The sequence below is a fragment of the Flavobacterium sp. KBS0721 genome, from assembly GCF_002007065.3.
In the GTDB taxonomy this organism is placed as follows: domain Bacteria; phylum Bacteroidota; class Bacteroidia; order Flavobacteriales; family Flavobacteriaceae; genus Flavobacterium; species Flavobacterium piscis.
On the sequence record NZ_CP042170.1, the window covers coordinates 4129022 to 4142073 of the forward strand.

General features: G+C 33.9%; 12 protein-coding genes. 2 read left to right on the top strand and 10 right to left on the bottom strand.

What is annotated here, in order from left to right; all coding sequences use genetic code 11:
- Window positions 1–48: 48 nt before the first annotated feature.
- Window positions 49–1536 (bottom strand): aminotransferase class V-fold PLP-dependent enzyme, encoded by a 1488-nt coding sequence (locus B0M43_RS17785; RefSeq protein WP_078007067.1) that lies wholly within the window; start codon window positions 1534–1536, stop codon window positions 49–51.
- 179 nt (window positions 1537–1715) lie between these two features.
- Here B0M43_RS17785 and msrA point away from each other — a divergent pair, with 179 nt between their 5' ends.
- Complete coding sequence (msrA, locus tag B0M43_RS17790; protein ID WP_078007066.1) at window positions 1716–2249, top strand: peptide-methionine (S)-S-oxide reductase MsrA; 534 nt, start codon at window positions 1716–1718, stop codon at window positions 2247–2249.
- A 125-nt stretch (window positions 2250–2374) separates the two neighbouring features.
- Window positions 2375–3943 (top strand): YdiU family protein, encoded by a 1569-nt coding sequence (locus B0M43_RS17795; protein ID WP_078007065.1) that lies wholly within the window; start codon window positions 2375–2377, stop codon window positions 3941–3943.
- 142 nt (window positions 3944–4085) lie between these two features.
- Here the strand turns inward: B0M43_RS17795 and B0M43_RS17800 are convergent, their stop codons facing one another.
- The 9 genes from B0M43_RS17800 to B0M43_RS17840 all read right to left on the bottom strand — a co-directional run bounded on the left by B0M43_RS17800 (window position 4086) and on the right by B0M43_RS17840 (window position 13012).
- Entirely contained in the window at window positions 4086–5054 is a 969-nt protein-coding gene (locus tag B0M43_RS17800; RefSeq protein WP_078007064.1) for a YpdA family putative bacillithiol disulfide reductase, read from the bottom strand.
- Window positions 5055–5058: 4 nt separating this feature from the next.
- A complete protein-coding gene (locus B0M43_RS17805; protein WP_078007063.1) occupies window positions 5059–5535 on the bottom strand; it encodes a CYTH domain-containing protein in 477 nt (158 codons plus the stop codon).
- 175 nt (window positions 5536–5710) lie between these two features.
- Window positions 5711–6745 carry an o-succinylbenzoate synthase gene (locus B0M43_RS17810; protein WP_078007062.1) on the bottom strand — a complete coding sequence of 345 codons (1035 nt, stop codon included), beginning with the start codon at window positions 6743–6745 and terminating at the stop codon, window positions 5711–5713.
- Between the two features lie 108 nt (window positions 6746–6853).
- Window positions 6854–8056: a M48 family metallopeptidase gene (locus B0M43_RS17815; RefSeq protein WP_078007061.1), complete on the bottom strand. Its 1203-nt coding sequence runs from the start codon at window positions 8054–8056 to the stop codon at window positions 6854–6856.
- Between the two features lie 47 nt (window positions 8057–8103).
- Entirely contained in the window at window positions 8104–8613 is a 510-nt protein-coding gene (locus B0M43_RS17820; RefSeq protein ID WP_078007060.1) for a DUF2199 domain-containing protein, read from the bottom strand.
- A gap of 142 nt (window positions 8614–8755) precedes the next feature.
- Window positions 8756–9433 carry a metal-dependent hydrolase gene (locus tag B0M43_RS17825; RefSeq protein ID WP_078007059.1) on the bottom strand — a complete coding sequence of 226 codons (678 nt, stop codon included), beginning with the start codon at window positions 9431–9433 and terminating at the stop codon, window positions 8756–8758.
- 30 nt (window positions 9434–9463) lie between these two features.
- Complete coding sequence (gene menA, locus B0M43_RS17830; RefSeq protein ID WP_078007058.1) at window positions 9464–10426, bottom strand: 1,4-dihydroxy-2-naphthoate octaprenyltransferase; 963 nt, start codon at window positions 10424–10426, stop codon at window positions 9464–9466.
- Between the two features lie 94 nt (window positions 10427–10520).
- Window positions 10521–11354, bottom strand: coding sequence for a 1,4-dihydroxy-2-naphthoyl-CoA synthase (locus B0M43_RS17835; RefSeq protein WP_078007057.1), 834 nt, complete (start codon window positions 11352–11354; stop codon window positions 10521–10523).
- Window positions 11355–12157: 803 nt separating this feature from the next.
- A complete protein-coding gene (locus B0M43_RS17840; protein ID WP_078007056.1) occupies window positions 12158–13012 on the bottom strand; it encodes a S1 RNA-binding domain-containing protein in 855 nt (284 codons plus the stop codon).
- Window positions 13013–13052: the final 40 nt, after the last annotated feature.

Genomic DNA, 13052 nt, shown 5'->3' on the forward strand with positions numbered 1-13052 from the left:
AACTTTGCGAAAAAATCTTAGCGCTCTTTGCGGTTACATTTTAAATTTTTAAGATTTAAACCATCCGGCAACCAATTCATCCTCAAAAGAATTCGCATTTTTATGAACAAACTCATTTGTGTTTTTATTATAAGAATAATCCAAAGCCCAATTTTTGTGGTTCTCGGCTAAATCCCTGATACTTTCACAAACAAAAGCAATTTCTTCATCAGTTGTAGTGGGGTGAATCGACATTCTAATCCATCCCGGTTTTTTGATCAAGTCACCAATCGTAATTTCATTTACCAGTTTATTCGAAGTTTCCTGATCTACATGCAAAAGAAAATGTCCGTAAGTTCCGGCACAGCTGCAACCTCCCCTGGTCTGAATCCCAAATTTATCATTTAGCAATTTTACGCCTAAATTAAAATGAAGATCATCAATAAAAAACGAAATTACACCCAAACGATTTTGGTGTTGTCCAGCCAGAATCTTAATATTAGAAATTGGATTTAATTCATTAAAAACAAAATCTACAATTTCATGTTCACGTTGCAGAATGTTTTCAATTCCCATTTCCTCTTTTAACTCAATAGCCAGTGCGGTTTTTATAACTTGTAAAAAACCAGGAGTTCCGCCATCTTCGCGATCCTCGATATTGTCAATATATTTATGTTCTCCCCAAGGATTTGTCCAGCTTACAGTTCCTCCGCCAGGACAATCAGGAATCATATTATTGTATAATTTTTTATTAAAAATCAAAACACCCGAAGTTCCGGGACCTCCTAAGAATTTATGTGGCGAAAAGAAAATCGCATCAAGATAGGCTTCAGGATCTTCAGGATGCATGTCGATTGCTACATAAGGACCAGAGCAAGCGAAATCTACAAAACAAACACCATGATGCTGGTGCATTAATTTTGCCGCTTCATGAAAAGGCGTTTTTAAACCCGTAACGTTCGAACACGACGTTATCGAAGCTATTTTGATCGTTCTGTCAGCATATTTTTCTAATAGTAAAGCCAAATTATCCAAACAAAAAAGTCCCTTTTCGCAAGACAGGATAATTTCTACATCAGCAATTGTTTCTAACCATGATGTTTGATTAGAATGATGCTCCATATGCGAAATAAAAACAATTGGTCTTTTTTCTGCCGGAACAGTAATAAAATCCTTTAGATTCTCAGGAACTTTAAGCCCTAAAATACGCTGAAATTTATTCACAACACCAGTCATTCCCGTTCCGTCAGTAATTAAAACATCATCTTTACTGGCATTCGTATGACGCTTAATAATGTTTCTGGCATGATGATACGCTTTTGTCATGGCAGTACCTGACACAGTAGTTTCTGTATGTGTATTCGCCACAAACGGGCCAAAATCATTCAAAAGCTGCTCCTCAATTGGGCGGTATAACCTCCCGCTGGCAGTCCAATCGGTATAAATGATCTTTTTTTTGCCATACGGAGAAGTAAATTCCTGATTAATTCCAACAATATGTTTTCTAAAATCCTGAAAATAGGTTTCTAAAGTGATGGTATTATTTTTGCTATCCATTAGTGTGCGTGAGTTAGATTGCAAATATATTGCTTTTTTATAAAATTGAGAATTTATCAATTGTAAACTTCAAACATTCCATTACCGTTTAGTATCTTTAAGTAAAACATTGTTTTTTTAATAATTTATCATAATATTCTATCGGATTAATAGGTAAAGTAAAACTAAACAATACTTTAATGAAAAATTTATCGTTAGCTACTTTTGGTGGTGGATGCTTTTGGTGTATTGAAGCTGTAATTCAGCGTTTAAACGGAATAGAATCATTAAAATCAGGATTTTCGGGAGGTTTTATCAAGAATCCTCCATATCGGGAAGTTTGTACCGAAAGAACAGGTCACGCCGAAGTCATACAAGTAACATTTGATCCTGACATAATTTCATATCATGATTTGATACTTATATTTATGACAAGTCACGATCCCACAACTGTAAATCGTCAGGGCGCAGATGTTGGGACTCGATACCGTTCTGTAGTTTTATATCATGATGAAAGACAAAAAGCAATTGCAGAAGAAGTTTTTAAAGAAGTTAAACCTTTTTACGAAGATCCAATTGTAACTGAATTAATACCATTTAAGGTATTTTACGAAGCCGAAGAAGACCATCAAAATTATTATAATAACAATCAGGATGCGCGCTATTGCCAGATTGTAATTGACCCGAAAGTAAAGCAACTAAAAAAAATGTACGCAGATAAATTAGCTCACTAAATAATAAGTTTCTGCCACAGATTAAAAAGATGAGAATGATTTTCCTTACTTACTTATAAATCTCTTAGAGATTTAAAAAGAATCATTTTATTCATATAATCTGTGGCAAATTAATAAAATTTGAAATGAAAAATTTAAAAATAAATAATCGATTTACTGTTGAATTACCTGCAGATGCTAATGAAACAAATGAAATTCGTCAGGTTTCTAATGCTGTTTTCTCTTATGTAAATCCAACAAAACCATCTGAGCCCAAATTAATCCACGCTTCCGAGGAAGTCGCTGAATTAGTGGGAATTGCTCCGGATGAAATCCAGTCAGAATCTTTTTTGAATGCTTTTTCAGGAAAAGAAATTCTTCCTGAAACGCGTCCTTATGCTATGTGTTACGCGGGACATCAGTTCGGTAATTGGGCTGGGCAATTGGGCGACGGCCGTGCAATTAACTTAACCGAAATAGAACATAATAACGAATTTTTCACGCTCCAATTAAAAGGAGCCGGAAAAACGCCATACTCAAGAACTGCAGATGGTCTGGCTGTTTTGCGTTCTTCTGTAAGGGAATATTTGTGTGCCGAAGCAATGTATCATTTGGGCGTTCCCACTACCCGATCGCTTTCGCTAATGTTGTCCGGAGATGAAGTTTTAAGGGATATTTTATACAACGGAAATCCTGCTTACGAAAAAGGAGCAATTGTTTGTCGTGTAGCGCCATCGTTTATTCGTTTTGGAAGTTTTGAAATGTTAACTGCCAGAAACGAACTCAAAAATCTAAAAGAATTTGTAGCGTACAATATCAAGCATTATTTTCCTGAAATAAAAGGAGAACCCAAAGAACAATATTTACAATTCTTTCAAACAGTTGCAGATAAAACTCGCGAAATGATTTTACACTGGCAACGAGTAGGTTTCGTACACGGTGTGATGAATACAGATAATATGTCGATTCACGGGATCACGATTGATTACGGACCTTACGGCTGGTTAGAAAATTACGATCCAAATTGGACACCTAATACTACAGACAGTCAAAACAGAAGATATCGTTTTGGCAATCAGCCACAAATTGCGCAATGGAATTTATATCAACTGGCAAATGCTCTTTATCCTTTAATCAATGAAGCAGAGCCTTTAGAAAAAATATTAGAATCTTTTATAAATGATTTTGATTCTGATTATAAAATAATGTTTTTGAGTAAATTAGGAATATTTACTTCAACTGAAGCTGATAGTAAATTAATAACTGATTTAGAAACTGTTCTGCAGTTATCAGAAACCGATATGACCATCTTTTTTAGAAATTTGAGCCAAATTTTAAAATCTGATACAACAGAAAAGGCAATTGAAAGGATAAAAAATTCTTTTTACAAGCCTGAAGAAATTTCAGGAGAAATCTTAGAAGCCTGGACCAAATGGTGTACTGTTTATATCGAAAGATTAAATACTGAGGAACTATCAGACGAAAATCGTTCGGAAAAAATGAATACTATAAATCCTAAATATGTTTTGCGTAATTATATGTCACAGTTGGCAATTGATGCGGCAGATCAGGGAGATTATTCTTTAATTGATGAGCTTTACAATGTATTGAAAAAGCCTTATGATGAACAGCCGGAATACGAAAAATGGTTTGCCAAACGTCCGGATTGGGCGAGATCTAAAGTTGGGTGTTCTATGCTTTCTTGCAGCTCTTAATTTTTTTTCTACAAATTTTAAACATTTAATTTTAAATAAACCATTAAGATATTAAGAAAAATTAAGTACTGTTGCTTAAATAACTTAATCTCTTAATGGTGAAAAAAAATATTTTAATGTTTTAAAATCTGTGGCAAACCTTTTACTTCGAGGTGATATAATCTACAATCATATTGGCATGAATGCGGGAATTTTCTATAAACCATTTATGTGTTTGCATTCCGCCACAAACTACTCCCGCCAAAAATAAACCGGCAACATTAGTTTCCATTGTTTCAGGATTGTATTGAGGAGTTTTTAATTCATCATCAGATAATTGAATTCCCATCTTTTCCAGAAAAGTCAAATCTGGTTTATAGCCTGTTAATGCCAGAACAAAATCATTTTCTATAGTCACTTTCCCGGTAGGTGTTGCTATTTCTACTTCATTTTCTAGTATTTCAGTAATATTCGATTCAAAATAAGCTTTTATACTTCCTTCTGCAATTCGGTTTTCGATATCCGGTTTGACCCAATATTTGACTCTGTTATTAATTTCGTTTTTACGAATAACCATCGTAACATTTGCCCCTTTTCTCCAACATTCTAAAGCAGCATCAACTGATGAATTATTGGCGCCTACTACCAGAACATTTCTAAAAGCATATTCGTGAGCTTCCTTATAATAATGACGCACTTTAGATAATTCTTCTCCTTTTACGTTCATTTCAATCGGGATGTCATAAAAACCCGTCGCAATGACTACGTTTTTCGCTTCATACGAAGACTTATCGGTAGTAATCTTGAAAGATTTATTTTCTAATTTCAGAACCGTATTTACTTTTTCAAATAAATGAATGGAGAAATTAAAATAGCGATGAATATTTCTGTAATATTCTAAAGCTTCCTGACGGCCTGGTTTGGGAGCCAGACAATTAAACGGAATATTTCCAATTTCAAGTCTTTCTGCCGTCGAGAAGAAAGTCATATATAAGGGATAATTAAAAATACTATTTACAATCGCACCTTTCTCAATAATTAAATAACGTAATTTTTTCTTTTGAGCCTCGATCGCGCAAGCAAGCCCTATTGGTCCGCCGCCAACGATGATCAAATCATATTGTTCTGTCATAACTTTACTGCTTTTCCCAGCTTTTAAAAGGATTTTTACTTAAATATGCGTTGTAGTATCTTTTGTCATTTGTCACTTCTTCACCTAGCCAATCAGGTTTCTCAAATGATTCTGTTTCAGATCCTAACTCGATTTCGGCCATTATCAAACCTTCATTTTCTCCATAAAATTCATCGATTTCAAAAATGTGCTTTCCGGATTGTACTTCAAAACGAGTTTTTTCTATTTTGCCTTTTTCACATAATTTAAGCAACTCCTGAGCTTCACCAAGCGGAATTTCATTTTCCCATTCAAAACGAGACATTCCTCCCTGTTGACCAATTCCTTTTATTGTAATAAAGCCTTTATTTCCTTTTATTCTAACGCGAACAGTTCTTTCAGGAATTGAACTTAAATATCCCTGAGCGATATTATTTTGCGTAAAAGCCTGTTCTTTAAAATCATCCGATTTTACAAGAAACTTTCTTTCTATTTCGACCATTTTTATTGTCTCAATTTAATTTTTATGCAAGTTACTTAATTTAATTCACTCTTAAAATTGAGTTTTCAAACAATCAAGAATCAAAAAGCACTTTATCTATTAGGCAATGCAGTAAAGTCAGTTTACTTTTTTATCCTACTTATTGTAACCTCTGGACCTTTGTTTCTCTTCACCTTTAAAAAAAAGGACTCCATTTTTTAGAAGTATTATACCACAATTTTCCTTCTGAAACTTCAAGAGGACAATCGATATTATTGGTATAAAGTGCCCCGGTTCCTAAACCCTGGGGCATTTTTGAGTTTTGAAGAAATGTCCATTGAGAAATGGCATTAAGACCAATATTGCTTTCTAAAGCTGATGTGATCCACCAGCCAATATTATATTTATTTGCTAAATCAATCCATTCTTTGGTTCCTCTGAAGCCTCCTATAAAACTTGGTTTCAGAATAATGTATTGAGGCTTTATTTCCTGCACTAATTTTTCTTTTTCTTGTAATGAAAAAACACCTATTAGTTCTTCATCTAATGCAATAGGAAACGGAGTTGTTTCACATAAATTTGCCATTGCCTTACTATTTCCTTTTTTGATTGGTTGTTCGATACTATGAATCTGAAATTGATTTAATTGATGGAGTTTATCTAAAGCTTCATTTAAGGCAAAAGCGCCATTTGCATCTACACGAATTTCGATCTGTTCTGCCGAAAAATGGCTTCGGATGAAGTGTAATAATTCTAATTCTTTCTCAAAATCGATAGCGCCAATTTTAAGTTTGATGCAATTAAATCCGTCGGCTAATTTCTCTTCAATTTGTTGTTTCATATAATTAGCTTCACCCATCCAAACCAATCCATTTATTGCAATTGATTTAGAATTATTGGTAAAATCCGAAGGGAATAACACATATGGATTTTCACTTTTAAGAGATAAAAAAGCCATTTCGATTCCAAATTGTATCGACGGAAATTCTAGTAAGGCTTCCCATAAAGCAGTTTCTCCTAATTGAATATTTTGGCACGCCCAGTTCAGTTTTTCTTCGTAATCATCCCGATCATCTGCACTTAAACCACGCAAAATACCGCACTCGCCTATTCCTTTTTTACCATTTTCTTCAAGAACAATAAACCAGGTTTCTTTTTCGGTCATAACACCTCTCGACGTTCCCGAAGGACGCTTAAATTCGAGCATGTATTTTTGGTAAGTTGCTTTCAAAATATCTTATTTTTATGTCGCAGATTACACAGATTAAAATGATTTTTTTTAAACATTGAATGTTTTTATCTTTTCCTCAATCGTTTTAATCTGTGGCAAAACTTTTTATTAATTATATAATTTTAAAACTCTTTCAAAGTCTTTTGATGGTAATCCGGCTTTTTCGAAAACGGTAAAATCCTGTTTGGTTTTTTCTTTCCAGCTTAAACTGTCTGTGACATTTTGAGTTTGGTATTTTTTATAAATGGCTTTTGCTTCGCTGTAGTCGTCGCTTACCAGATAAACGTGTGCCAAATTTAGTTTTACCAATAATTCTGTATCGTCTAATTTTTCGCCTTCTTTCAGAAATTTAATTGCTTTTGCATATTGTTTGGTCAAAATGTAGCAGTAGCCAAGAGATCCATAATCGATTGCGGTTGCTTTTCCGTCATTAATAATCGTATTGAGTTTTTGAATGGCTTCGTTGTATTTTTGCAGTTTTATCAAAGTCTGAGCTTGTATTCTTAGATCGTTGTAAATGTTTTTAGAAATATCGGCATCTTTATAACAACTGTTCCCGAAGTCTTTGTATACTTTGTTTTTCTCTATTGGCAATAATTTCTGAAATTCTGTATAACGATATTGTTTCATTATTTTTTCGAGAATACAAACGCAAAAATCATCAGAATTAGCCATTTTTTGCGCCATTGTAGATGTTTTACAAAGACTGATAATTTCGTTTTTATTGTCCTGATTCCATCCACGATTTAATTTTGAATCGACCCACGGCACAACTTCCAGTACTATTTTTTGGTTTAAAAGCCAGTTTTTACTATGAAAACCAAACCAAAGTGTACTAATATTTTGTCCTAAACATGAAGATTTATCAAGTGATAATCGTTTGGCATCTTTACTTAATGGTTCTTCCTGGTTGTAACAGGCTTTATCCGTTTTACCATCAGAAATGTATTTTTTAGCATTTTCGTTTGAAGTAAAAAGCGCGTAAGAACAAGTGTCGTCACCAGAAATTTTCGACATTAAAAAAACAGCTCCGGCAGAACCCTGAGAAATTCCGGTTGGATCAGGAATGGATTTTAATACCGAAACCAAACTATTGGTCATTTCCTGATTTTCGTCTAATAGTGTGATTCTATAAACGATTTCTGTTGTTCCAACAGGTAAATCTTCGGTTTTTAGCACAATTCGGTCTCGTGCTGAAACTATAATTTCTTTTGTAGTAGTGCGTTCCTTATCCCAATAGCCATCTTTTTGAGCGAATGTGTTGCAAGATGAAGCAACTAAAAGAAACAAGGCAATCTTTTTTAAATTCATTTTAGAAAATTTAGTTAAATGTCTCATGCAAATTTCAAGCCTAATTTTTATAGTATTTCCCGAATCCTCTTTTCAGCTTCTTCTTTTGTAATTCCGTTATAAAAATCTTTTACAAAAGGATGATCGAAATCTTTGTGAGGAAAAATTTCGGGTCTGTCGTTTCCGCTTTTAGTGACAACCGTTGTTGGAATACTATTTGAAAATTCATATTGAGGAATATAATTGGAAAGCCATCCAAAATATTGTGTTTCATGATTTTCATTATCGAAGTTTTCGAGATAATCCTTGAAACTTGTTTCGCTCAATGAAACCCAGAAACCGTATTCGAGGTCTTCGCAATGATCGTTTACTTTTTGAATAAGTACTACTCTAATGAATCTATCAATATGACCATCAGCATACTTTATTACACAGAAATCCTCATCGATAACTGCAATTTCTTCTTTTTCCTGAGCTGAAAGATTACTGTAACTATTTGGTGCATTATAAGTTATTGCCGGCCAGCTTTCGTGCTCTTTGCCGCAACAATCGCAAATATATTTAATAGTGTCGTTCATTTAAATTTCTTATGAAAACTGAAGCCTTAGCCCCGATAGAGGCGGTATCCTTTTTTGAGAAGATTTTTCATCTTCTCAAAAAAGATATAGCCGAAAGCGGGAAATAGCTCCTTCTTTTTACTACGCTTGGGATAATAAATTATTATAATTCGATTGATTCACCGATTTCGAGAAGCATTAAATCTTTTCCTTTATCGAAAAATTTACGAATAGATTCTTCATAATTGATTTCGATATAACCAAAAGTATCAAAATGATAACCCAGGATTTTATCGCATTCTACAAAATCTGAAGCAATAATGGCGTCTTCAACATCCATTGTAAAATTGTTTCCGATTGGAAGAATCGCTAAGTCTAATTTTGTACGTAACGGAATCAGTTTCATATCGTATGTAAGCGCTGTATCACCTGCAATGTAGATGTTTTTATGTTCGCTTTCGATCACAAAACCACCTGGATTTCCGCCGTAGCTTCCGTCAGGAAAAGAGCTTGAGTGAATGGCATGTACATATTTTACTTTTCCGAAATCGAATTGCCAGCTTCCTCCGTGATTCATTGGATGCGCTTTAAACTCTCTTTGAGCGTAATAACTGGTGATTTCTGCATTCGAGACTATCGTAGCATTCGTGCGTTTTGCAATAGCTTCGACGTCAAGAACGTGATCACCGTGTGCGTGTGTAAGCAAGATATAATCTGCTTGTAGTGTATTGATATCAATACCGGCAGCTTTAGGATTTCCGGTGATAAAAGGATCAACAAGAATGTGTTTTCCGCCAACTTCAATACCTAATGAAGCGTGTCCGTAATATGTGATTTTCATTTTGTTTAAATTTTAAAGTTGAACTTTGTTTTATCTGCCGCCTAAGAAAAGGTTCACAATAATGTCTGAAATCAATGAGATCATACACACTGTTAATAATATGGAAAGCAAAAATGTGCTAAGTGCCAGTTTTTTTAATTCCGGATCTAAAAGTTTGGGATTTTGATTTTTATAAACAGTAATTAAATGTTTAGTTAAAGGTATATAAGCCAGTAAAAACAAATACTGATCGAAGTTATAATCACTTAAAACAGCAAAAATAAGCACACAAAGCATTGCGGTAATGATCAGTGTAAAATGATAAATTTTGGCTTTTGCCCCTCCTATCTGAACTACGATAGTGTTTTTTCCTGATTTTCGGTCAGATTCCTCATCACGCATGTTATTTAGGTTTAAAACTCCTACGCTTAACAAACCAATCGCAATGGCAGGAAGAATTAAAAGCGGGTCGATTTCTTTTGAATATAAAAAGTTGACTCCTAAGGTGCTTACCAAACCAAAGAATACAAAAACAAATACATCACCAAAACCTTTATATCCGTAAGCTGAATTACCAACAGTATAACGAATTGCTGATACAATTGCTGCAACTCCCAGTAATAAGAAAAAGATAGAATATCCAAAATTAGATTCTCCGAAAGCAAAATAAATAAGGGTTAATGCAGATAATAAAGTCAATAACGACGTTATTATTATGGCTTTTTTCATGGCCTGAGGTGTAATAATTCCGCTCTGGATAGCACGTTTTGGCCCTATTCTGTCTTCGTTATCAGTACCTTTTACGCCATCTCCGTAATCATTTGCAAAATTCGATAAAACCTGTAAGCCTAATGTTGTTAAGAGTGCAAAACCAAAAATTTTCCAACTGAATACTTCTGTTGGTGTATCGATCGTAGAGGTTGGGTTTGAAAGCGCATAGATACTTCCAACTATAATTCCGGAAACTGATAAAGGCAATGTGCGCAGTCGTGCGGCTTCAATCCAATGTTTCATTTATTTTTAATTTTAGATTTTAGAGTTCTTGAAAAAGTTTTCAGTCACAGTTTCAGTTTTCAGACTGAGACTGTGACTAGAAACTAATTACTTTTTATGGCAACCATTTGTTTTCTCCAAAGTTTGGTTTTCTTTTTTCTAAGAATGCATTTCTTCCTTCTTTGGCTTCTTCGGTCATGTAGGCTAAACGAGTAGCTTCGCCGGCAAAAACCTGTTGACCCACCATTCCATCGTCTGTAAGGTTCATGGCAAATTTTAGCATCTTGATAGAAGTTGGGGATTTTTGAAGTATTTCCTGAGCCCATTCATAAGCCGTATCTTCTAATTCATCGTGAGGGATTACGGCATTTACCATTCCCATATCCATCGCTTCCTGAGCTGAATAGTTTCTTCCTAAAAAGAAAATTTCACGTGCTTTTTTCTGACCTACCATTTTTGCCAGATAAGCAGATCCGTAACCCCCGTCGAAACTAGTTACATCAGCATCTGTTTGTTTAAAAATAGCGTGCTCTTTACTTGCCAGAGTCATGTCGCAAACTACGTGTAAACTGTGTCCGCCTCCAACTGCCCAACCCGGAACAACTGCAATAACGACTTTTGGCATAAAACGGATTAAACGCTGCACTTCAAGAATATTCAAACGATGTTGACCATCTTCACCTACATAACCCTGGTGTCCGCGCGCATTTTGATCTCCTCCGCTGCAAAAAGAATATACGCCATCTTTGGTCGATGGTCCTTCTGCAGAAAGTAAAACCACTCCAATAGAAGTATCTTCCTGAGCGTCGTAAAAAGCCTGGTATAATTCTGAAGTTGTTTTAGGTCGAAAAGCATTTCTAACATCGGGTCTGTTAAAAGCGATTCTTGCAACTCCGTTACATTTTTTATATGTTATATCTTCAAATTCTCTGGCAGTTATCCAATCCATTTCTATTTGTTTTATTTTTAATAATTATAGCGTAAAAATAAACCATTTTTACATTTTTACCTACTCTATTTGCGTTAAGTCTGTACGAAAATTACTTTCAATGTTAACAATTGACAGTCTTATATAAAAAATAACATTTTTTAACATTAGTTTCGGAAAATAATAAGTAATTTTACACCCTAGAAATCAATGAGATACATTTTATTTCATCGATTTGGGATTGATTTTCTTTCACTGATTTATTAACCTAAAAAATGATTTTTTTGAGAAAATTTAAAAAATTTGTCGCTCATTTTTTTACGGTTTTTAATAGTAAACCCTTAAATAATGGGCAAATGATTTACTCATTTGTTGAAACTTCGAAAAGGAGACAGTAACACCTAAGGTTAAAAGCTAGAATTGTTTGGTAATTAGTATAAAATTGATTACGAAAAGAGGAAAAAATGCTAACTAAAACTTTCTATACGTTATTTTATAAAACCAATGGATTAGCCGTGAAATCGATTTTTCGCTTTTAATATGAATGTATAAGTTATTTAAAGACATACCGTTTCAAGAAGTAATTTCTAAAATTTTTAAAGCTTTTATTTCTTGAAGGATTCAAATTATTTTATTTCTGTTTTTTTTTAATTACAATTTTTTTTAAAACTAGAATAAAAAGGGAAAGGCTGCTTGTAATGAGCAGCCTTTCCTGTTATAATTTAAAAAAATTCAAAAAATCCAATAATAAAAATTCCAAATTCCAACTCTACGTCAAGTATTGTTGGAATTTGGAATTTAAAAATATTGGAATTTTAAAGAAGTTATTCTTTTACAAGATAAATTCCATCTTCTTTTATTTCAATAAGTTTGTCTTTGTATAAAGCTCCAATTGCTTTTTTGAAAGTCTTTTTACTCATTTTTAATACTGTTTTAATATCCTCAGGATGCGAAGCGTCATTGAGACGTAAAAAACCGCGATTGGCTCTTAATTCATCTAGTATTTTTTCTGCATTTGGTTCAATACTTTGATAGCCCTGTACTTGTAATGCAATATCAATTTTATTATCAGGACGAATGTTTTTGATAAACCCCGTCAATCTGTCTCCGGTTCTAATGGCATCATCGTAAACTTCATCTTTGTACAACAAACCTTTATGTTGCTCATTGATGATTACATTGATACCCAACTCCGTAATATGTGACACGATCAAATCAACTTCTTCACCTTTTTCAACCGTTAGGTTTTCATTGCTTAAAAATTGGTTCAATTTACTTGAAGCCACCAAACGATTGGTTTTTTCATCCATATAAAGGTGAACCAGGTAACGTTTTCCTTTTTCCATTGGGCGGGCTTGTTCTTTAAAAGGAACAAGAATGTCTTTTTCCATTCCCCAATCCATAAAAGCACCAACCTGATTGGTATAATTTACTCTTAAAAGAGCAAACTCGTTCAATAATATATAAGGTTCAAGCGTTGTAGCAACCGGGCGTTGTTCGTGGTCTAAATAAACAAACACTATAAGTTCTTCGCCTATTTCAAATTCGTTCGGAACGTATTTATTGGGTAATAATATATCGTGAATTCCTTCAGGATCTTTTTCAGGATTACCTAAAAACAAACCAACTTTGGTATCACGTAATATAGTAAGGGCATTGTATTTTCCTATTTCAATCATATTCTTTAAGGTTCTAAGCTGATAAGCAACTAAGTTTCTA